The organism is Bacteroidales bacterium (assembly GCA_035647615.1).
Lineage (GTDB): Bacteria > Bacteroidota > Bacteroidia > Bacteroidales > 4484-276 > SABY01.
This window is the reverse complement of record DASRND010000021.1, coordinates 1-23799: the sequence shown is the minus strand read 5'-3', so window position 1 is coordinate 23799 and position 23799 is coordinate 1. Positions and strand designations below refer to the sequence as shown.

Genomic DNA, 23799 nt, shown 5'->3' with positions numbered 1-23799 from the left:
AACCATTGCCAAGCTTCCCCAGGCCAATCCTGGCGGCGACTTATCTCTGTCATGTAGCGATTACGACATCCCCAATGGGAAGTGGCTGCCGGTAGAACTCACCAACACCATCACGGGCGATTACGAATCAATACTATGGTCTACAAATGGTGATGGTACCTTTAACGATCCTACAGCAGTAGCACCATTTTATAATCCCGGCCTTGCCGACATCTGGAAAGGCGACATCGAGCTGTGCGTAACGGTACAGGGCGTGGAAGCCTGCCAGACGAGCGACACCAAGTGCATGATGCTTTACATTCCGCAGCAGCTTATCTATTTTGATGTTGATGGATGGTGGGGAATTTCTTCCTATCTCGACACCGATCTACCATTGGTATCACAGGTAATGGATCCGTTGGTACTCATTCCCGGATCGCAGCATCTGGTGACCATGGTCGACAAGCAGGGTAAATATTTCTGGGCTGAACCCATACCTGCACAGGGAACCTTAAGTAACTGGATGCCCATAGGCTACAAAACTAAAATTAAGAATCCTCCTGCCTGTCTGCCTATTTATGGCGATTCATTGATCGATCAGACCTTTACCGTGAGCGGCGCCTTCACCTTCCTGCCGGTGCTCACCAACGTGCCGGTGCCCATCAGCGATCTTTTGGCCGGACATCTCAACGACATCCTGCTCATCTTCGACTGGAGCAACAAAGTGCTGTGGACCCCCCAGGCTGCCGACTTCACGGAGTTATATCCCGGTCGTGCCTATCTGATGGTGAACCGGGTGGCTACTGGCGCCTACACCATCGAGTATCCCCATTTTGTTCCCGACGCACCGCACCTCTATCCCGCTACTTTACCAAAAGCTGCTGTAATAAATAACTCGCCGTGGCAACAGGAGAGCAACACTGCTGTGCCGCACATCATGCTTTTCGACGATAAGGCGATGAACAAACTCACCACCGGCGACATACTGGGTGTCTTCGATAGCCAGGGCAATTGCTACGGTCAGGTTGAATATGGTAATACAGAAGAGGTATTTAGCTTGATAGCTATGGGTCGCAACAACCAATTGCGCGATGAGCGGGCAGGCTTTGAAACCGGCGAAAAGATGTTTATGCGCAAGTACAATGCAATCACACAAGGGCATCAGGCGGTAACATTTGTTTATGATACCGACTTCCCCTCGAGTGATGGATTGTTTGCAGAAAATGGAGCTTCGCGCGTTGTGGATATTATCGAAACCGCAACCAGTGTGAACGATGACCATACTCTGAACAACCTTGCGATTTATCCCAACCCGGCCAACAGCGAGCTGAACATCAAAGCCAGCGGCAACATTCGCAAGGTGGAGTTGCTTAATAGCGTAGGCCAGATCGTCATGAGCCAGAGCTTTGATGCAAATCAGATCCGTCTGGATGTGTCGCAATACAAAGCCGGGCTCTATATCGTAGCTATCACACAATCTACCGGTGATGTCATCACCCGAAGGGTTACCATCTATTAGTAAAAGTTTATAATTGAAAACGTAAAAAGGCTGCTTCGCGAGAGGCAGCCTTTTTTGTTGGCGGCACATTCCCGCTATTTTTAATCGAATATCGAGTAGCAATTAAAGCTCGATTGGAAGTTTTGTTCAAAATATTTACCCGTTCACGTTTCGTGAACAAAACAACCGTGTGAACATGAAGGATATCATATTTGCAAGCACACTGGGTTTGTCAATCGAATTGATTTCGGAAACCTGAACAAAACCGGAAGCGATTCAAACAAAAAAAGCCTGACATGTTGAATATCAAGCTTTAACGTAGCCCCACTAGGACTCGAACCTAGATTTAAAGTTTAGGAAACTTCCGTTCTATCCCTTGAACTATGGGGCCATTTTATTATAATTATAAAAATCTCATCCTTGCTTGTCGCGAAAGATCGTCTTTGCGTGCAAAATTCTCATTTTATGCGACAACCACAAAATAATCGGTGGCTTTTTTGACATTTGTACCAACTTCGCTCTTTTCCACCAAATCCCAAAGACTAAACCAGGGGGCATTATTGGTAAAATCTCCCGAAGCTGACTTTCCAATTTTGTTTTTGAACTGTGAGTCCAGTCTAAATACCAGTCCCCTTTAGGGGATTTAGGGGTTTCGTAGCTTTTTAGACTGGTCTCAATTGTGATAATCAAAACGCTAAAGATTATGTTATCAACACAAAATCGCCTGTTGGATGGTTTTACTAAATTTGCTTTCTTTAAATCTCCGGTTTTGATTGATAAAAATACCATACAAAATATTCTTGAAACGGCACGCATCGACGAGGTGGTGGGCGACTTTGTGACGCTCAAAAAGCGCGGTACCAACCTGCTGGGGTTGTGCCCGTTTCACAACGAAAAGACTCCTTCCTTCACCGTGTCGCCACGTCTGGGCATCTACAAATGCTTTGGCTGTGGCAAAGGTGGCAACGCCGTGAATTTTGTGATGGAGCATGAGCATTTCAGCTATCCCGAGGCGCTGAAATACCTTGCGCGTAAATACAACATCGAGATTCAGGAAGAAGAACAAACGCCCGAGCAGCTACAGGCGCTCAACGAACAAGAGAGTCTGTACCACGTTTCCGACTTTGCCGCCAAATATTTTGCTGCTAATCTCTACAACACCGAGCAGGGAAGAGCCATCGGGCTGAGCTATTTCAAAGAGCGCGGATTTCGCGACGACATCATCAAAAAGTTTATGCTCGGCTATGCCATCGACGAGTGGACCAATTTTACCGATCATGCCATCGCCAACGGCTACGACAAAAAGTACCTCGAAAGTACCGGACTTACCATCGTTAAAGATGACAAGATGTACGACCGCTTCCGCGGAAGGGTGATTTTCCCGATTCAAAATATCTCGGGACGCGTTCTGGGCTTTGGTGGCCGTACTTTATCGGCAGACAAAAAGATACCCAAATACGTAAACTCGCCAGAGTCGGAGATTTACCACAAGAGCAATCTTCTTTACGGCATCAACCACGCCCGCACCGCCATTATCGACAAAGAGAATTGTTTTCTGGTGGAAGGCTACACCGACGTAATATCGTTGCATCAGGCCGGTATCGCCAATGTGGTGTCTTCGTCGGGAACCTCGCTCACCACCGACCAGATAAAACTCATCAAGCGCTACACACGCAGCGTTACCATACTTTATGATGGCGACAGTGCAGGCATAAAAGCGGCTTTCAGAGGGATAGATATGGTGCTCGAAGAAGGCCTTGACGTAAAAATTGTTCTTTTCCCCGAAGGCGACGATCCCGATTCTTTTGCACGCAAACACCGTTCGAGCGAAGTCGAGGATTTTCTTCAGAAGAACGCCGCCAATTTTATCTTTTTTAAAACAAAACTGCTACTCGACGAAACCGATGGCGACCCGCTGAAAAAGGCCGCTTTGATCAGCGAGATCGTGCAGTCGATAGCCCTGATCCCCGATAAGATCGTTCAGTCACTTTATCTGAAGGAATGCTCGGCCATTTTGAACATGGAAGAGATCACCCTGATGAATGAGCTGAACAAAATCAGGCGACGCAACTATGATCGCAAGGTAAAAGAGCAGGGAACGGTGGCTCCAGAAAAAGTGCTTGTTCCGCTGAAACCCGAACCAACTGTACAAGGCGATTTCGACTTTTTTTCGACCGAATATCAGGAGAAAGACATCATCCGGTTGCTGATGCGTTATCCGCAGCACGAGCTTAAGTTCGAGGTAAAAAATGGCGATCAGGTTGACGTTTATAGCTTTCCGGTGGCGAGTTATATCATCAACGACCTTCGGCGCGACGAGCTACAATTCACCAATCCGACATTACAAAAAGCTTTCGACGCTGCGGCAACAGCACTGGATGAGGGCGCGTTGCCCGACGAGACTTTCTTTTTGTACCATCCCGACAAGGAAATATCGGCGCTGGCAGCAACGATGCTTACCCAACGTTACGAACTAAACGACTGGGAGCGGGTGAAGATAAAGGTGAAGAGCGAATCGGAACAGCTCCCGATGGCCGTCACCCATGCGCTGTTTTCGATGAAACTGCGGGTGCTCGAAAAGAAATTTGATGAGATGCTTGCAAACCTCAAGCAGGCTACCGAGGATGAGGTCATGCCGTTGATGTTGCAACAGCGAAAGCTACAGCAAAAAATCGAACGTATCGCCCAGGAGCTTGAGCGTATTGTTTTGAGATGAAGAAAATAATAATTAGAATTTCAAGAAATTACATTCAATGATAAACTCTAAACGCTTATGAAATCCCCCTCGCACCCCCCAGCCCTCTAAAGGGGGAGTAGCCACGGCACATTCTATAGTGTGTGGGTTGGCTTCTCCGCCAGCCGGCGGAAATGAGGGGTAGCGGTGGCGTTTTCGAAATTAGATTAATTTCTGAAATTTGAGTTTTAAAAGACATCATCTAAATAAAAAACAAAAATTTGAATTTTAACTTTTAATAAAAATGAAACGACTACCTTTTCTTTTTGTAATAATAATTGTGATAATGAATTCGTGCAACGAACCGGCCGATAAGAAGTCAACGGATTTTGATTCGTTGGAAGCTTATTCCGGCGACGATCTGGGGGTAATTTATACCCCCGAAGCAACCACTTTTAAAGTCTGGGCGCCCACGGCGGAAGCTGTCCGGGTGAATATTTATGAAAAAGGATCAGGTGGCGACCTGCTCGAAAAGATAAACTTGCAGCCTGGTATTTCTGGTATCTGGGCAGTGACAGCAGAAAAGGATTTGATTGGGAAATTTTACACTTTCCAGGTAGAGCTGCAGGGGCAGTGGCTCGACGAAACGCCCGGCATCTATGCCGTTGCTGTGGGAATCAACGGAAAAAGAGGAGCCATCATCAACTTTGAAGCTACAAATCCGGAGGGCTGGGACAATGACCAAAAGCCGCCGCTTGGCAACTACAACGACATCATCCTCTATGAACTTCATGTGCGCGATATGACCATCCATCCATCGTCGGGCGCAAAGGATCGCGGAAAATTTACCGGCCTGAGCCAAACCGGAACCACCAGTGCCGAAGGACTTAAAACAGGCATCGATCATATTAAAGAACTTGGCGTAACGCACGTCCACATTCTGCCGGCTTTCGATTATCGTTCCATCGACGAAACCAACTCTGAAAAAGCATACAACTGGGGCTACGATCCCGAAAATTACAATGTTCCCGAAGGGACTTACGCCACCGATGCTGCCGATCCCGCCACCCGCATCCGCGAATTTAAGCAGCTCGTAAAAACAATTCACGACGCTGGCCTCCGGGTAGTGATGGACGTGGTGTACAACCAAACCGGCAAAACAGAAAACTCTAATTTTAATCTGATGGTGCCCGGCTATTATTACCGGCAAAATGCTGACGGAACTTTTAGCAATGCCTCGGGCTGCGGCAACGAAACCGCCTCGGAGCGCCCCATGATGCGCAACTTTATGATCAGCTCTGTAAAACATTGGGTGGAGGAGTACCATGTGGATGGTTTCCGTTTTGATTTGATGGGCATCCACGACATAGAGACGATGAACGCGGTGAGTGAGGCAATTCATGCCATCGACCCGACGATTTTCCTTTACGGTGAAGGATGGACAGCAGGTGCATGCCCATTGCCCGACGACCAGCTTGCGCTGAAGAAAAATGTAGCGCTTCTCGACAGCATCGCCGTGTTTAGCGACGACATCCGCGACGGCATCAAAGGTTCCTGGAACGACCACGAATCCAAAGGATGGGTGAGTGGCAACAGCGACCTGCAGCAAGATGTACGTTTTGGCATTGTGGCTTCGGTACCACATCCGCAGGTGGATTACAGTAAGGTGAGTTACTCCGACACCGCATGGGCCAGGGAGCCGTGGCAAACGATAAATTATGTTTCGGTGCACGACAACCACACCCTGCTGGATAAGCTGTACATTTCCAACCCCAACGACAGCGAGACTACGCTTATCCGCCGGCACAAACTTGCCAACACCATTGTACTTACTTCGCAGGGGATTCCTTTGCTGCATGCCGGCGTGGAAATACTGCGCACCAAACAGGGCGTCGAAAACTCGTACAATGCCCCCGACAGCATCAACCAGATCGACTGGAGCCGCAAAGCAAAATTCCACGACGTATTTGATTATTACCGCGATCTAATCACCTTGCGGCGCGAGCATCCCGCATTTAGAATGACCACCACTGAAGAGATTTATCAAAATCTAGAATTTATCGAACAAAAAGATCTTCCCGGCGTCATTGTTTTTGTTTTGAAAAATAATGCCAATGGTGATTCGTGGAAAAATATTGCGGTAATTTATAATACATACAATGAAGAAAAAATAGTGCAGATACCGTTTGGGAAGTGGACTTTCTTTTTTGATGAAAACGGTCTGCACCCCAAAGGTTTACGAACAATAAAACACGACAAGATAACTGTGCCGCCCATTTCGGCAATGGTGCTGGGGGAGGAAGGGTAGGAGTTCATTGTTTTTTGTTCATTGTTCATTGTTCGCTTCGACTTGGTTCGACTTGGTTCGACTTGGTTCGACTACGCTCACCAACCGACGCTCACCAACCGACGCTCAGCCACCACAGGGCAAGTGTTGTTTGACGAATTAACCGAATCTAAAAAGAAGATTGAAATTGAACGACAAGTAATCAGGTTTGTTAAAGCTCTGACAGGTACGTGCGGCAGGGATTGCAGCGGCACCCGGCGCAGCAGGGCTTACCAGATTTACCAACGGGCATAGGCTAACGAATACCACAAATGCCCGACAAGCCCCGCGAGGCTACGAAAGCGGAAAAGCCCTGCAAGGCGCGTATAGCGGAAAGCCCGCCCGGCCGCCCAAATTATTAAGATTTTGAAAATAAAAGAATACGAGAAATTATGAAAAAACCTGAGAAGACAAAAAATAAAAAAGTGCTGCCGCTGGTGGCGCAGGACAGCTGGCTGGAGCCGGTAGAGCAGGAGATAGAAAACCGGCTGGAACGCTACCAGCAGCGCCTGGCACAAATTGAGAAGGAGTTTGGCAGCCTCACTAAATTTGCCGATGCTTACAAGTTTTTTGGTATCCACTACGATAAAAAGGCACACGGCTGGTACTACCGCGAATGGGCACCCGAAGCGTATGAGCTTTTCTTTATTGGCGACTTCAACCACTGGGACCGGCAGGCGCATCCGATGGAAAAGAAGGAAAACGGTGTGTGGGAGATTTTTCTGGACGAGGCGGAATACGCCGACCGTTTTGTGCACAACAGCAAGGTGAAAGTGCTGGTGCATGGCTCCAATGGCTGGAAGGAACGCATTCCGGTGTGGATAACACGCGTGGTGCAGGATGACTATACCAAGGATTTTGCCGGCCAGGTGTGGATGCCGGACACGGAATTTTCGTGGCGCGGCGACAACTTTAGCATGCGTAGCCTCGACCAGCTGCTGATTTACGAAACGCACGTGGGCATGGCGCTCGAGAAATATGCCGTGGGAACGTATCTGGAATTTGCCGATCACATACTTCCCAAAGTGAAAGCGGCAGGCTACAACGCCCTGCAGGTGATGGCCATCGCCGAGCATCCCTACTACGGCTCCTTTGGATATCATGTGGCCAATTTCTTTGCACCTTCCAGCCGCTTTGGCACACCCGAAGAGTTGAAATATCTGATAAAAAAAGCCCACAGCATGGGCATCGCCGTAATCATGGACATCGTGCACTCACACACCGTAAAAAATCTAAACGAGGGCATAAGCCAATTCGACGGCTCCGACCACCAGTTTATGCACCCGGGCGAACGCGGCGAGCATCCCGCCTGGGACTCCAAAGTGTTTGACTATGGAAAAACCGAAGTGATTCAGTTTTTGCTAAGCAACCTAAAATACTGGCTCGAGGAGTTTCATTTTGATGGTTTCCGCTTCGACGGCGTCACCTCGATGATGTATTTTCATCATGGGCTAACGGAGTTCGACAGCCGTGATAAGTTTTTTACGGATGGCGTAGAGTGGGACGCCATCACTTACCTGCAACTGGCAAATACGCTGGTGCACAAAGTAAAAAGCGATGCGGTCTCCATTGCCGAAGATGTGAGTGGAATGCCCGGATTGTGCATTCCTATCAAAGATGGCGGCATCGGATTCGACTATCGGCTGGCAATGGGCATCCCTGACTTCTGGATAAAAACCCTTAAAGAGAAACGCGACGAAGACTGGAATATGGAAGATCTGTGGAACACACTCACCGATCGCCGTCCGGGTGTAGGAACCATCGCTTACGCTGAATCGCACGACCAGGCGCTGGTAGGCGATAAAACCATTGCCTTTTGGTTGATGGACAAAGAGATGTATTTCCACATGCACCGCGACGACGACAATATGGTGATAGCGCGCGGTATGGCGCTTCACAAGATGATTCGCTTTATTACAATGGCGCTCGGTGGGCAGGGTTACCTAAACTTTATGGGCAACGAGTTTGGCCATCCCGAATGGATCGACTTTCCGCGCGAAGGCAACGGCTGGAGCTACCATCACGCCCGCCGCCAATGGTCGCTGCGCTACAACCCCGACCTAAAATACCAGTTTTTGGCCGAATGGGACAAGGCGATGATAAAGCTGGCAACCGATTACAAGCTGCTTGCTTCCGGATGGGGAAACCTGATTAAAACCGACGACTGGAACAAAGTGATCGTCTTTGAAAAGGCAGAGCTTATCTTTGCCTTCAACTTCCATGTAGACCAGTCGCTGCCCGACTACGATTATGATGTGCCTGGCAAAGGCGACTACAAGGTAATCCTCAACTCTGACTCGCCAGCCTTTGGCGGCTATGACCGGGTGGATGAATCAATCGTTCATGCTTCGCAGTTTGACGAAGAGAGCGGGCGGCACTTCCTGCAGGTATATCTTCCCAACAGAACTGCGATGGTGCTGGAGAAAGTGGGAGAGTAGGGAGAGGTGAGCAAGAAATAGGTTAAATGATCATCAAAACTTTCATAAATTGCTTGTTTTGATAATTTATTTGGTATTCTATGCTGGATTCGGCGACTTTCGAAGGTTTGTAACTTTATTGTAACCTGAGAGTAAAGTGCTCCGAAACCGGCAACTTTTCAAACCACTAACTGTTGTTTAAAATTGAATAATCAATAATACTTAAAAGATAATATTATGGCAAAAGGTCAAGACACACAGAAAAACGTTAAAAAAGAGGCAGCTAAAACTCCAAAAGAAAAAAAAGAAGAAAAGAGATTGAAGAAAGCTAATAAAGGCAAATTGTCTTTGGAAAAATAAGTTGAACAAAAGCTAAGCGGCCGTAAAACAGCCGCTTAGCCAAACCGTTAATAGTCATTTTAAAACGACACCTTGTTACAATTAACCAGCAAAAGTACCCCAGACATCATCAACGCAACGTTTAAAAAAATGAATCCGTAAACCTATTTGAAAGACGAACACCGAATCATGAAAAAGATTATCACACTTTTACTCGCAGTGTTTTTGTTTCAGTCGTTAGCTGCACAATACGATTATCCACCAACAAAAACAGTGGAATGCTCGGATACATATTTTGGCGTAACCTACAAAGATCCCTATCGTTGGTTGGAAGATTCCAAAGGTCTTGCAGTGGTTGCATGGTTTAAAGATCAGGCTGATTTTAGTGATTCAGTTTTAAATACATTGTCAGGAAGAGATGAATTGATTGCCGAATGGGAGATGCTGGACAAGCTGCAGCCACCTATGATCAGACGTCCCAAATACCAAAACGGGAGCGTATTTTACATCAAAACAATGCCTGGCGAAAATGTTGGGAAGGTATATTTCCGGCAGGGAATGGATGGCGAGGAAACTCTACTGTTCGACCCAACCGATCACATCAGGGGGAAAACACTTTCCGTTCAAAGTATATTGCCAAGTTACGATGGTACGAAAATAATCATTTCGTATTCCGAAGGCGGCGCCGAAATATCAACCATCAAAGTGATGGATGTGGATAGTAAAACATTTCTCCCCGAAACCATTTATCCCAGTTGGTTTGGCCCTACCAGCTGGACATTTGATAATAAATCGTTTCTTTATTTCTCACAAAAAACCGCCGACAATACAAGCCCTGAATTTGAACTCAACACAAAGGCTAAGCTGCACAAACTCGGGACGGATGTAAAAGATGATATCGATTTCTTTAGCAACGAAAGCTATCCGGAAATGGATATTCAGCCCAACGATCTTCCTTTTGTAACACTTCATGAAAGTTCTGAAAACTATATGTTCGCCTCGCTCGAAAATGTTCGTCAGGAAAAGTTCTTCTATTATGCTCCTATTGCCCAACTGAACCAAAAGAAAATACAATGGAAGCTCCTGTGCCGGCCAGAAGATAAATTAGTGCGGGACATGGTATTTATTGGCGACACCGTGTTTGCAATTACTCATAAGGGTGCAAAAAATTATAAATTAATTTCTACAAATTTAAAGAATCCTGACTGGAAAAATGCCAGAGTAGTTGCTGAAGAAAAAGAAAACCAAACTCTTGAGTCGATTACGCATTCCCGGGATTTCTTGATTCTTACGTATAGTGATGGTATCAATGCACATTTATACAAATACCATTTGAAAACCGGCAAAACACAGGAGATAAAAACGCCTTATTCAGGGACTGTTTATGTTTTTTGCATCGACAAGAAAACCAACGATTGTTTTGCACTCCTTACCTCCTGGAACCACCCCGTTACTTTTTATGATTTCAATGCTGAAACGGATGAGTTTAGTCCCAGCAGTTTTTACGAATCGCGCGTGTATCCTGCTGCCTATAAAGAATTGCAAGTGGAGGAAGTGGAAGTTGAAGGCCATGATAGGGTGATGATTCCACTATCTATTATTTATAAAAAAGGAATCAAATTAGATGGCTCAAATGTGTGTTTGATGGATAGCTACGGAGCTTATGGTTCCAGCATGACACCTGATTTTAATGATTTCGAAAACTCGTTGGCCGTAAAAGGCGTAGTTATCGCGATTCCTCATGTGAGAGGGGGTAGCGAAAAAGGAGACGATTGGTATAAAGCCGGGCATAAAACCACCAAGCCAAATACCTGGAAAGATTTTAATAGCTGTGCTGAATACCTGATCGAAAAAGGTTATACCTCTGCAAACCGATTAGCAGGCACAGGCACCAGTGCCGGTGGAATTTTGATCAGCCGCGCAATAACAGAACGCCCCGATCTTTATGCAGCAGCTATTTGTAATGTGGGTGTGGCCAATGCCATGCGCAATGAATTTACGCCCAATGGTCCGGGAAATATCCCGGAATTTGGAACTGTAACCGACAGTGTCGAATGCAGGGCTTTATATGAAATGGATGGTGTGCAACATGTGGTTCCGGGCACCAAATACCCCGCGGTATTATGCGTCGCCGGTTGGAACGATCCCCGTGTTATAGCCTGGCAGCCGGGGAAATTCGCCGCAGCTTTGCAGCATGCATCTACTTCAGGTAAACCGGTTCTGTTGAAAATAAATTACGACAGCGGCCATTTTACAGAAGACAAAAGCGTGACGTTTGCCAACATTGCAGATCAGTTTGCTTTTACAATGTGGCAATGTGGCCATCCGGATTTTCAACCAAAAAAATAAAAACGTACAGCCAATAGATCAAACCGCCCTGAATTTAATAAGCTTTGAGCCGGGCAATAGAGGTGCCGTTTTTATTAAAATTCAGAACTGCCGGAAAAAGACTTTTTCAGGGAAATGTCTGTTTAATGAAACTACCATAATGCTATTGACGTTTAATTGTTTTAAATTTGCACCTATTAAAAATTGAAAGTCATGGATACAAATATGAATATTCAAACTGCTAAATTAGACTTGATCGAATGGATCTCAAGATTGAATGATAGTTCAGTGATTGAAAAATTGCGACAGCTAAAAGAGGACGCTTCAAAATCTAAAGATTGGCGGGATGAAATGAAGCAGGAGGAAATCGAGTCGATAAATAAAGGTCTTAAGGATTTCGAAGAAGGTAGGACACATCCCCACGAAGCAGCCCGAAAGATTTATGAAAAGTACTTATAAGATCATTTGGTCTGATGAAGCATTAAGCAACTTGCAGGGAATAATCGATTATCTTGAAAGTAGATGGACAAATCGTGAAATTAAAAAGTTCGCTCAAATACTTGATAAACAAATAAATTTAATTGAGATCAATCCCTTTCTTTTTGCCGAGACTGATAAATCAAATGGGTTGAGAAAATCTGTATTATCCAGGCAAACAACCATTTATTATAGAGTGATTAACAATGAAATCAGGATCATTACACTTTTTGATACCAGGCAAAATCCAAAAAAGGTTGCTAATCTCTGAACCTCCTGCCAAGTGAAAATTAAGGTTCCAGTTGGACTGAATTTTTAAAATGCATTAAAAATACGGGGCAATTTTTGGTTTACGGAAAACCTACTCACCACATTTGATGTTTAATTGCTTTTAATTTGCATCTATTAAAAATTGAAAGTCATGAAAACGAAACTGATGACTACACTTTGTGTTTCCTTAACATTAAAACAATAAAAGGAGTATGCCAACAAAAGGACAAATATTGACGAACCCTACAACTGGCGACATATACGAATATGTTGAAACCGCTAAAGATACCAACGGGGAACGGGTTACGATGAAAGCCACCATCAAAACCAAAGAGCCGCTCGTGCCTAATCACATTCACGTTACGCAGGACGAAACCTTTGAGGTTGTCTCAGGGAAATTAACTATTTGGTTAGACGGAAATGAGGAAACGCTTTCGGCAGGTGGGAAAGTGACACTTCCAAAGCTCAAGCCGCATAACCATTACAACCATGGCGATGATGCGGTTACTTACCTTCATACGGTTACGCCTGCATTAGACTTCGACTACTTCATGGAAAACCTAATTGGCCTTGCGGCGGATGGGAAAACTAAAAATGGGAAGCATAGCTTGGTTCAGCAGTTGGTATTTCTCAAATATCTCGACAGCAAATTCTATCTCGCCGATGTTCCGGTAGGAGCACAAAAGGCGTTGATGAATTTAATTGCGCCAATAGGACGACTATTTGGGTACAGGGCTATTTACAAAAAATACTCAGAGATAGAAAAATAACTATCCCCACGTCGCAACTTCCCAAGCTGTTACCGGTTGCCAAAGCGCAAACAAACGACTACGATTACATCAAATTGACAGAAAAAAATGAAAGGGCTTTCCACAATATTATTGCTGGTTTTATCCAACATCTTCATGACCTTCGCCTGGTATGGGCATTTGAAATTTAAAGACATGAACTGGTTCAGCAACTTGGGGCTACCAGCCGTTATTCTTATTAGTTGGGGAATTGCGCTCTTCGAATACACAGCCCAAGTTCCGGCCAACAGAATTGGCTTTAATGAAAATGGCGGGCCTTTTAATCTTTGGCAACTCAAAGTTATTCAGGAGGTAATTACCTTGTCTGTATTTACCGTGTTTACCATCTTCGTCTTCAAGAGCCAAACCCTACGACTGAATCATTTCATCGGATTTGGGTTTTTAATACTTGCGGTTTATTTCATTTTTAAAAAGTAAAGTATAACAAGTAGCACGATGAATGATTTCGGCTATTTTTGCACAGCGTAATGAAGAAATAGATCACAAAGTAGTTTCAAACAGATAGCATGCATCATTCAAAAGCATTTGAAGTCAACAGATTTTGTGTAAAACATGAAAAGATTCTTAAAAAGAGCGGATGAGATTATACCTCATGATTTGATTTTATTGATTTGCTTCCCGGTCATTTTGGGATGTTTCATTGATATTGCTTTGGTCGATTTTCGCTATCTCTTGATAAATATAATTTGGATGGTAATGTTCACAATCCCGGCTATCCTTTTAAAATCGTCGATTCCTAACAAAATTGCTGCAATAATTTTCTTTCTTTTCGGGACAATTGAATCTATTCATTGGATATTAATTAAGGGTCCGGTAACCGTCGTAAGTATATTAACCGTTGCAGCAACCAATCAGCAGGAGTCGTGGGAGTTCTTGTCTATGAAAAGCTCTTTTCTTTTGTTATTTATCGTGCCCTATGTTTTCCTGTTTATATATTCGCTTAGGCAAAAACGCGCGTACGCTTCATACAGAGGTAAGCATTTAATAATTTTGTTAATTGCAGGAGCCGCCGTATCATTCATTCTTGAAAATGCAATAAATGGAAGAATGGTTAGAAAAGGTGTTCCACAAATTATAAAAGTTTCCTATTCATTTAATGATCAATACAACTTTTACAAACAAACTGAAACGGGCAATAAGGCACGAGCGGTTGAAGCCTATCTGAAAAATGAAGAAAAGCAGACATGTGTCGTTATTATTGGAGAATCTTTGAATAGAAACCACATGTCTTTGTATTCATACCATCGCAGAACAACTCCTAATTTAGAAAAACGAGATGATATTTATGTTTTTAAAGATGTAGTTTCCCCCTATTCAAATACGATAAATTCTGTGTTATCGCTTCTGTCTGCATCAAATTTGGAAAACAAGCAGAAACAGGTAGAAAGCATTGATCTCTTCGATATATTTTCTTCTGCAGGTTTCAGCACCTTTTGGTTGTCAAATCAGCCACCTTATGGCATCTGGGAAAACCCGGTTACCTCATTTGCCAAAAAAGCTGATGATTATAAATTCGTCAACATTGCAAGCAATTCGTCTATGGAGGCTACGTTGACTGCATCCTACGATAGCAAATTATTCGCTCCGCTTATGGATATTCTGGAGATGGATGCAAATAAAAAACTAATAATAGTACACTTAATGGGTAGCCATTCTTCATACAAAAAACGTTATCCTAATCAATTTAATCTCTTCAGCGGCCACACAGAAAAGGAAAAGACAATTGCTGAATATGACAATTCTGTATTATACAATGACTTTATCGTCGATTCCCTGTTTAGCATACTTTCTTCATTTAGTACTTTGAAAAATGAAGTAATGACGGGCATTTATTTGTCGGACCATGGCGAAAATATCTATGATGAACTTGATCAGGTCGGACATACTTATGCCGGAGGACTCCCCAAAGCAAATGTTGAAATCCCATTAATAGTTTGGTTATCCGATGCGTTTAAAAAAGCAGATCCCAATAAGGTGCTTGAGTTAAAAAATAATTTGGGGAAACCTTTTGTGACTGATGATCTTTTTCATTGCATCATTGACATTAATAGAATACAAACGCCATATTTTGACAAAAGCCGAAGTCTTTTTAATGAAAATTTAAATGAGAAAAGAAAAAGGATTTTGGAGGATAATAGAAATTATGATGATTAACGAATCACGCATGCCCCAGGCTATTGTTCATTTTCGTGCCGCGGTTCAAAACTAATAAGAATGGTAAAATCAGGGGTTTTTAATTAGTTTATTAATAGCAGCACATAAAAATATGTGCAATAGCGCATTTATACAGCCGTTGCTGCCCTTGGGTACCGCTCCTCCTGCCTCGAAGAAGTAGAAGAGATCTCAAGTTAAAATAAATGGAAGAGCCTGCAGAGACGTCCAGCCTGCCCAGACTATTCGGGGATCGGGCGTCTCTACATCAACATATTTGAAATTCTCATAAAATATTCCCAACCCGACAACCCGCCACCCCGATAACTTCTCCTTTCCCTTATCTTTGTGGCTGATTATTTAGAAAACATTTTCATTGGTAAAATTAACTTCATAATGCAAACCATAAAAATATTAGCCACCAATGCCGCCGACAAGCGCGGTCGTAAGATGCCTGTCGAAAAACTGATCCTGGAACCCGAAGGCGTTGCTGGCGATGTCCATGCTGGTTCCACCCGGCCTGTGAGCATGTTTGACGTGGCGCATGCAAAGCGTTTTTATGATATCACCGGCGCACGACCGCTAAAATCGGGACAGTTTGCCGAGAACATCCTTTTCGAAACTTCCGACGTTACTGATGTGCGCATATTCGATCGCTTTGTAAAAAATGAGGTAGTGCTGGAAGTGGTGCAAAAAGGCAAACCTTTTCACGACGTATTTCGTGAGCCGGGCAATTATGTAATGCCGCGCGAAGGTATCTTTTGTCGTGTGGCGCACGCTGGCGAGCTTCATCCCGGCGACCAAATGCAACATATTCCCAAGGTATTTAAAGCGCTAATAATTACGCTGAGCGACCGTGCCAGCCGGGGTATTTACGAAGATAAAAGTGGCCCTGCAGTAGCATCAGTTTTGCAGGGTTATTTCGATAAAATAGACTGGCGCCTGGAAATTGAAAATATTGTCATTCCCGACAGCGAAATGCAGCTTCGCGAGCTGCTCAAAGATGCGTTGTCTGCCACCGATCTGATCATCACCACTGGCGGCACAGGCATCGGCCCGCGCGACATCACGCCTGAAATAATAAATGATTTTATCAAAAAACCCATTCCCGGCATCATCGAGATGATACGTTGGAAATATGGCATCGAAAAACCAGCTGCTCTCATCAGCCGAGCCGTGGCTGGCGCAAACGACAACACGCTGCTTTTTGCCATTCCGGGCTCAGTGCGCGGGGCTACCGAATACATCACCGAAATCACCAAACATCTGCAACACCTCTTTTACATGCTTCACAGCATCGAAATGCATTGATTGACATGGTTTTTTAAAACCTGAAATAAACGAAGCATTCCGCTCGAATTCATTGAGGAAGCCACGTAGCAGAGCTTTCCTCTCCAATTGGAGAAGAGCCGGGGGTGAGATCAATGTGAACCGGAATTGTGTCCAACTAAATAATATTAAAAAATCATCACAAAAGACTCCAACGTCAACACCCAAAAGTTTTTGAAACATGAATAACATCAACCTGAGGGCTTTCCTGTTTTTCGTAATTTCTGTTACGATTGCAAGTTGCACCAGCTCTTCCGACAATATTTATCGTATTACCGAAAACTTCGGCAGCGGCTGGAAATTTTCGCGCAAAGCGACAGGTGATACCACTTTTACGGATTGGGAAACCATCAACCTGCCAAACACCATGCGCATCGAGTCGCTGGTGGTCAATGATCAATTTCAGGGTTTGGGGCATTACATAAAAACATTTAGCGTAAGCGAAATTAATGACAAGAAATTCTTCCTCTATTTTGAAGGTGTGATGCAGATGGCGACGGTGTATATCAATGGAGAAAAAGTGCTGACACACAGCGGTGGCTACCTGCCTTTTACTGTGGATGCCACGCCGTTTTTGTGTGCTGATAGCACCAATCAGATAGAGGTTTGGGTGGACAATACCGACAATCCTCAAGTGCCGCCGGGCAAGGCGCTTGCCGATCTCGACTTCAACAATTTTGGCGGCATCTATCGGAATGTCCATCTGATCACCACCGGCAAAATTTTTATCACCGATGCGGTGGAGGCCAACGAAGCAGCCGGCGGCGGCGTGCTGGTAGATTTTGATGAGGTGAACGCGGAACTGGCGCAAGGCATTTTGCGCGTACAAGCAAAAAACGAGAGCGGTTCCGGGGAAAATCTCCGTTTGCTTACCACGCTGATTTCCCCGGACGGACAGATTTTTCATTTTCGCTCCGACAAAAAACACGTAAAGCCAGACAGCACCATAACGCTGCAACAGGAGTTGGTGGTGGACGATCCGCTGTTGTGGTCGCCACAGCAGCCACACCTCTACCGGCTATTGTTAGAACTGATGGCCGGAGAGCGCCTGCTCGATTCGATAAGTCTCAACATTGGCATCCGGAAAATTGAGTTAACCGAAAATGGTTTTTTTGTGAATGGTGAAAAGCAATTCCTCCGCGGCACCAACCGCCATCAGGAGTATCCTTATGTGGGCTATGCTTTGTCGGATGAGGCGCAATGGCGCGACGCAGTGAAGATAAAAAGTGCGGGATTCGATTTTGTGCGGTTGTCGCATTATCCGCATGCCGAAGCTTTTATGAATGCGTGCGATGCACTGGGGCTGTTAGTAATGGATTGCATCCCGGGATGGCAATATTTTGGAGGTTCGGTGTTTGTTGAAAACTCATTTCAGAATTGCCGCGACATGATTCGCCGAGACCGCAACCACGCGTGTGTGGCTTTTTGGGAGCTGTCGCTCAACGAGTCGTGGATGACGGACGAATACATGCAAACGGTGAATGAAATCCTCAATGAGGAGTTGCCTTTCGGCGATAGCTACTCGGCCGGCTGGATGGATCATCCCGCCTACGATCTCTTTATCCCGGCAAGACAACATGCCGAGCCGCCTGATTATTGGAATTTTTATAAAAATGGAAGCCGAAAAGTTTTTGTGGCCGAATATGGCGACTGGGAATATTATGCAAAGAATGCGGGTTTTAATCAAAAGGCTTTTGGCGATCTGAAAGCTGATGAACGCACCAGCCGGCAGCTTCGTGGAAACGGCGAAAAGTGTTTACTGCAACAGGCACTCAACTTCTCCGAAGCTACGGCATCCAATCGCAGGGGCGTTGGCACAATCGGCCATGCCAACTGGCTCATGTTCGACTACAACCGCGGCTATGCTGATGACCTGGAAGCTTCGGGAATTGCAGATATTTTCAGGATTCCTAAGTTCGCATGGTATTTCTACCAAAGCCAGCGCCCACCACAGGAGCAATATCCTCTGCACGTTGCATCCGGACCAATGGTTTTTATCGCCAGCTACAATACGCGTCAATCTTTGCCCAACATCACAGTTTACAGCAATTGCCAGGAAGTAGAATTAATCTTCGGCGACAGCCTGATAGCACGACAATCGGCTATAAAAGATTCTGTGTTTGCCTCGCTCAGGTTTCCTCCTTATTATTTTGCAAATGTGCCCGTGGGAACGGCAAAACTCACCGCCATCGGCTATATCGACGGGAAGGAAGCTACACGACATAAAGTTGACATAGCCGGAGCACCAGCCCGAATAATGCTGCAGGCTGATCTGGAAGGAATATCCATTAACACAGATCACCAGGATATTTTTATCGTAAATGCATTTATTACCGACAGCATTGGCAATACCGTTTATGATTCGGATGTTGAAGTGCGGTTTGCGATTGAAGGCAGCGGAGCAATCATTGGTCAAAACCCAGTGCAGGCACAGGCAGGCATTGCTTCGGCATTGTTGCGCACCGAAACTTTGGACGCGCCACTGGTGATCAGAGCTACTGCGCCGGGATTGATGACCGGTAATCTGGTGATAAAAAAAACCGCCAGCCAAAAAGGAAAGCGGTAATAATTTTTAAATTTCCAACAAAAACACCATTAAAATGGCATCAGCGAAATACCTACAGAAATTGGATAGGTCTCGGGGCCTTTGTCTTTGGTAAACAGATCGGTGAGTGAATAGAATCCCATGAGGTTGACATATTTCCAGCCGACCCTGGCGGTGATGCCGTATCTCAATTTCTCGATATTGGGAACGTCTTTAAGTTTCATGTGAATTTTGTCGTTGGTACCAAAGACATAGTCGTCGCCACGATATTTGCTATGATTGTCGATGAGGAAACCAACCTTGAATCCCACGGCTGCCCGAAACCCTTTGGTGGTGCGCAGTCTGAATTCGAGCGGTACATCGAAATAAGTGTAACTAACTTTATTCCTTTTGTAACTGGTACGCGGATGGAGGCTTTTGATAGGATAAAATGCTGAGACGTTCATGGAGTCTTCTACCACAAAAGCATTGCTGTAGAAATTGTGAGAGCCAAGGCCTACCCCTATGGCAAAACTGAAATTGCTCTCGGCAATTTGAAAGTCGTACAGCAGGTCTAAATTCACCCCCAGATTAAAAAACTTATTGTCGATAGAATCGGGAACATCCACATAAAAATCGTTGAACAAATCAAACACAGCGCTCACCTTCTTGCGTGTGCTCACGTCCACAGGCTGACCGAAACTCTGAAAACCCGCACAAACAATCAATACAATAATCAGGACTCGTTTCATAATTGGATAGTTTACTTAATTTTTTGACAAAGGTAATATTTTCCATTCGGTTCGCCTGTGGCTGCATTGCCCTGGCAGAGGTTAAAGAAACAAAATAAACTCCTTTAGGTTTTAATTATTACGCTAAAGCGGCATTTTATGATGCTTACGAAAGAAAATCAAAAGTTTAGCTTGCGCTGAATAACTTTACGGATGGTGGTATTCACCTTCACCAACCGGCTCCATGGTCGTCGGGATGCGGCACATGTTTTTGTCGTTTTCCTCTTTTTTTATGGCTGATAATTTTTTAAAAAAAGGAAATTACAGAAATGTGTTGGAGCATTTGGCTAAAGCCAAAAAATAATTTTTACCAGCCAGTCTCTGACTGGAAACCTATAGAAACCAGCAATTTTACTAATTTCGCAGCAAATTATTTTATAACAATTTACGATTATGCTACGAACACATACATGCGGCGAGTTAAGTATGAAAAATCTGGGCGAGGAGGTGCGCCTTACGGGATGGGTACAACGGGTAAGAGACAAGGGCGGCCTGATTTGGATCGACCTGCGCGACCGATACGGCATCACACAACTGGTGATGGAACAGGGCATTACTGAACCTGCCATTCTGCAGCTGGCCACTTCGCTGGGGCGCGAATATGTGATTGAAGCCGGCGGCGAAGTCATCGAACGGATATCGAAAAATCCCAAACTCACCACCGGCGACATAGAGATACGGGTGACCACACTGCGGCTGCTCAATGCTTCCAAAGTACCGCCTTTTACCATCGAAGACCAAACCGACGGCGGCGAAGAGCTGCGCATGAAATACCGATACCTTGACCTGCGACGCAATACAGTGAAACAAAACCTGCTGCTGCGACACCGCATGGCTGCCGAAACACGGAAATATCTGGATGCACAGCAGTTTATCGAAGTAGAAACCCCTGTGCTCATCGTTTCTACTCCCGAAGGAGCGCGCGACTTTGTGGTGCCTTCCCGCATGAATCCCGGCGAATTTTATGCGCTGCCGCAATCGCCACAAACTTTTAAGCAATTGCTCATGGTAGCGGGGCTTGATCGTTATTATCAAATCGTAAAATGCTTCCGCGACGAAGACCTGCGCGCCGACCGTCAGCCGGAGTTTACGCAGATCGACTGCGAAATGTCGTTTGTAACGCAGGAAGATATCCTCAACACTTTTGAGGGCATGGTTCGGCACCTTTTCAGAACCATCAAAGAGTTCGACTTTGAAGAGGCCATCCCCCGCATGACTTATTCCGACGCCATGAAATTTTACGGCTCCGACAAGCCCGACCTACGTTTTGATATGGTTTTTAAAGAAATTACTGATAAAGTAAAAAACCATGGTTTCCCGGTTTTCGATCAGGCCGAAATCGTGGTGGGCATCAACGTAAAAGGTGCTGCCGGATATACCCGCAAGCAACTCGACGGGCTGACGGACTTTGTTAAAAAACCACAGATCGGAAGCAAAGGACTGGTATATGCCCGGTACAACGAAGATGGGACGCTGAAATCGTCGGTAGATAAATTTTACAATACAGATGATTTGAAAGCATGGGCGCAACTTTTCGAAGCACAGCCCGGCGACCTGATGCTGGTTCTGGCCGGCGACACCAACCAGACGCTAAAAGCGCTGGGCAGCCTGCGCCTGGAGATGGCCAACAGGCTGGAACTGCGCAATCCTGACGTCTTCCGTCCGCTGTGGGTTGTCGACTTTCCATTGCTGGAATGGGACGATGAAGCCAAACGCTATTATGCCATGCACCATCCTTTTACGGCACCCAAGCCCGAAGATGTTGCTCTGCTGCAAAGTGATCCGGGAGCGGTGCGCGCCAATGCCTACGACCTGGTGATAAATGGCGTGGAGATCGGCGGCGGGTCTATTCGTATCCACAACAAAGAGCTGCAGCAGAAAATGTTTGAAATCCTCGGGTTCACTCCGGAGCTGGCACAGGCACAGTTTGGCTTCCTGATGAATGCTTTCGAATATGGTGCACCGCCCCACGGCGGCATCGCGCTGGGTTTCGACCGTCTGGTGTCGCTCTTTGGCGGCAGCGACAGCATCCGCGACTATATCGCTTTTCCGAAAAACAACGCCGGCAGAGATGTCATGATCGACGCGCCGGCACCTATCGCACAGGAACAACTCGACGAGCTGGGACTGATCGTAAAGAAGAAAGCGTAGCTGAAGCAAAATTCCGAAGCAATCACTTTTGATGATTGCGAATAACAGTTTATGTTTTGACATTCATCCAAAAAAAAGGCAGTCTTTCCGGCTGCCTTTTTTGATGTTGAAATTATTGGAGTTGTGTTGGATATTATCCGGGATTCTCCAGTCTGTCACAGGTCATTGCAGAATGTAGCTCCAACAAAAAAGGCCGCCTCTCTCGAAACAGCCTTTTTACGTTTTCAATTATAAACTTGTACTAATAGATGGTAACCCTTCGGGTGATGACATCACCGGTGGATTGTGTGATAGCTACGATATAGAGCCCGGCTTTGTATTGCGACACATCCAGACGTATCTGATTTGCATCAAAGCTCTGACTCATGACGATCTGGCCTACGCTATTGAGCAATTCCACCTTGCGGATATTGCTGCCTGCTTTGATGTTCAGCTCGCTGTTGGCCGGGTTGGGGTAAATCGTGACACTGTTCAGCGTCAGGTCATCGTTCACACTGGTTGCAGTTTCGATAATATCCACAACGCGCGAAGCTCCATTTTCTGCAAACAATCCATCACTCGAGGGGAAGTCGGTATCATAAACAAATGTTACCGCCTGATGCCCTTGTGTGATTGCATTGTACTTGCGCATGAACATCTTTTCGCCGGTTTCAAAACCTGCCCGCTCATCGCGCAATTGGTTGTTGCGACCCATAGCTATCAAGCTAAATACGCCTTCTGTGCCATATTCGGCCTGACCGTAGCAATTGCCCTGGCTATCGAAGACACCCAGTATGTCACCGTGGTTGAGTTTGTTCATCACTTTGTCGTCAAAGAGCATGATGTGCGGCACAGCAGTATTGATTTCCTGCTGCCACGGCGAGTTATGTATCACAGCGGCCTTTGGCGAAGTAGCGGGATAAAGATGCGGTGCATCGGGAACAAAATCAGGATACTCGATGGTGTATGCACCTGTAGCCACCCGGTTTGTCATCAGATAGGCACGACCGGGATATAACTCCGTAAAGTCGGCAGCCTGAGGGGTCCACAGCACTTTTTTGCTCCAGTCGAAGATGAGCAGTATGTCGTTGAGATGACCGGCTAATAGTTCATCGATTGGCACGGGCACGTTGGTGAGCACCGGTAGGAAGGTGGAGGCACCACTCACGGTAAAAGTCTGGTTGAGCAGCGAGTCGCCATAAATAGGCAGACAGGCAGGAGGATTCTTAATCTTTGCCTTGTAGCCTATGGGCATCCAATTGCCTAAAGTTCCTTGTGCAGGAACCGGCTCAGCCCAGAAGTATTTACCCTGCTTGTCGACCATGGTCACCAGATGCTGCGATCCGGGAATGAGTACCAGCGGATCCATTACCTGTGATACCAATGGCAGATCGGTGTCGAGATAGGAAGAAATTCCCCACCATCCATCAACATCAAAATAGATGAGCTGCTGCGGAATGTAAAGCATCATGCACTTGGTGTCGCTCGTCTGGCAGGCTTCCACGCCCTGTACCGTTACGCACAGCTCGATGTCGCCTTTCCAAATATCGGCAAGGCCGGGATTGTATAGCGGAGCCACTGCTGTAGGATCGCTAAAGGTACCATCACCATTTGTCGACCATAGTATTGATTCGTAATCGCCCGTGATGGTGTTGGTGAGTTCTACCGGCAGCCACTTCCCATTGGGGATGTCGTAATCGCTACATGACAGAGATAAGTCGCCGCCAGGATTGGCCTGGGGAAGCTTGGCAATGGTT

The 23799-nt window shown here is 45.7% G+C and carries 16 protein-coding genes and 1 tRNA gene; 14 read left to right on the top strand and 3 right to left on the bottom strand.

Translation table 11 applies throughout. The annotated features are described in order from the left end of the window. Window positions 1-1498, top strand: a 1498-nt coding sequence (locus tag VFC92_07000; GenBank protein HZK07933.1) for a T9SS type A sorting domain-containing protein, incomplete at its 5' end; no start/stop codon positions are given. A 298-nt stretch (window positions 1499-1796) separates the two neighbouring features. On the opposite strand, the gene VFC92_06995 is transcribed toward VFC92_07000, so the two are convergent. After that, window positions 1797-1868: transfer RNA gene (locus VFC92_06995), tRNA-Arg, on the bottom strand. 312 nt (window positions 1869-2180) lie between these two features. Here VFC92_06995 and dnaG point away from each other — a divergent pair. From dnaG to VFC92_06935, 12 genes are all read left to right on the top strand, one after another. Then, on the top strand, window positions 2181-4193 hold the full coding sequence (dnaG, locus tag VFC92_06990) for a DNA primase (GenBank protein ID HZK07932.1): 2013 nt from the start codon (window positions 2181-2183) through the stop codon (window positions 4191-4193). 262 nt (window positions 4194-4455) lie between these two features. Further along, window positions 4456-6459, top strand: a complete 2004-nt coding sequence (gene pulA / locus VFC92_06985) for a type I pullulanase (GenBank protein ID HZK07931.1) — start codon at window positions 4456-4458, stop codon at window positions 6457-6459. A gap of 410 nt (window positions 6460-6869) precedes the next feature. Beyond that, window positions 6870-8915, top strand: a complete 2046-nt coding sequence (locus tag VFC92_06980; protein HZK07930.1) for an alpha amylase C-terminal domain-containing protein — start codon at window positions 6870-6872, stop codon at window positions 8913-8915. A 216-nt stretch (window positions 8916-9131) separates the two neighbouring features. Next, a complete protein-coding gene (locus tag VFC92_06975; GenBank protein ID HZK07929.1) occupies window positions 9132-9254 on the top strand; it encodes a hypothetical protein in 123 nt (40 codons plus the stop codon). A 168-nt stretch (window positions 9255-9422) separates the two neighbouring features. Beyond that, complete coding sequence (locus VFC92_06970) at window positions 9423-11582, top strand: prolyl oligopeptidase family serine peptidase (protein ID HZK07928.1); 2160 nt, start codon at window positions 9423-9425, stop codon at window positions 11580-11582. Window positions 11583-11774: 192 nt separating this feature from the next. Then, window positions 11775-12020 carry a hypothetical protein gene (locus tag VFC92_06965; protein ID HZK07927.1) on the top strand — a complete coding sequence of 82 codons (246 nt, stop codon included), beginning with the start codon at window positions 11775-11777 and terminating at the stop codon, window positions 12018-12020. Continuing rightward, a complete protein-coding gene (locus tag VFC92_06960; protein ID HZK07926.1) occupies window positions 12004-12309 on the top strand; it encodes a type II toxin-antitoxin system RelE/ParE family toxin in 306 nt (101 codons plus the stop codon). The genes VFC92_06965 and VFC92_06960 overlap by 17 nt, the downstream gene beginning before the upstream one ends. A 211-nt stretch (window positions 12310-12520) precedes the next feature. After that, window positions 12521-13078, top strand: coding sequence for a cupin domain-containing protein (locus VFC92_06955; GenBank protein HZK07925.1), 558 nt, complete (start codon window positions 12521-12523; stop codon window positions 13076-13078). An 87-nt stretch (window positions 13079-13165) separates the two neighbouring features. After that, complete coding sequence (locus VFC92_06950; protein ID HZK07924.1) at window positions 13166-13534, top strand: DMT family protein; 369 nt, start codon at window positions 13166-13168, stop codon at window positions 13532-13534. 135 nt (window positions 13535-13669) lie between these two features. Continuing rightward, window positions 13670-15271 carry a phosphoethanolamine transferase gene (locus VFC92_06945; GenBank protein ID HZK07923.1) on the top strand — a complete coding sequence of 534 codons (1602 nt, stop codon included), beginning with the start codon at window positions 13670-13672 and terminating at the stop codon, window positions 15269-15271. Window positions 15272-15664: 393 nt separating this feature from the next. Beyond that, a complete protein-coding gene (locus VFC92_06940) occupies window positions 15665-16579 on the top strand; it encodes a molybdenum cofactor synthesis domain-containing protein (GenBank protein HZK07922.1) in 915 nt (304 codons plus the stop codon). Window positions 16580-16778: 199 nt separating this feature from the next. Next, window positions 16779-19163, top strand: coding sequence for a glycoside hydrolase family 2 TIM barrel-domain containing protein (locus tag VFC92_06935; GenBank protein HZK07921.1), 2385 nt, complete (start codon window positions 16779-16781; stop codon window positions 19161-19163). Between the two features lie 29 nt (window positions 19164-19192). Here the strand turns inward: VFC92_06935 and VFC92_06930 are convergent, their stop codons facing one another. Beyond that, window positions 19193-19873 carry a porin family protein gene (locus VFC92_06930; protein ID HZK07920.1) on the bottom strand — a complete coding sequence of 227 codons (681 nt, stop codon included), beginning with the start codon at window positions 19871-19873 and terminating at the stop codon, window positions 19193-19195. Window positions 19874-20305: 432 nt separating this feature from the next. Between VFC92_06930 and aspS the strand changes: the two genes are divergently transcribed. Further along, complete coding sequence (gene aspS / locus VFC92_06925) at window positions 20306-22063, top strand: aspartate--tRNA ligase (protein HZK07919.1); 1758 nt, start codon at window positions 20306-20308, stop codon at window positions 22061-22063. Between the two features lie 241 nt (window positions 22064-22304). Here aspS and VFC92_06920 read toward each other — a convergent pair. Next, window positions 22305-23799 (bottom strand): T9SS type A sorting domain-containing protein (locus VFC92_06920; GenBank protein ID HZK07918.1); only part of this gene is annotated, 1495 nt, incomplete at its 5' end.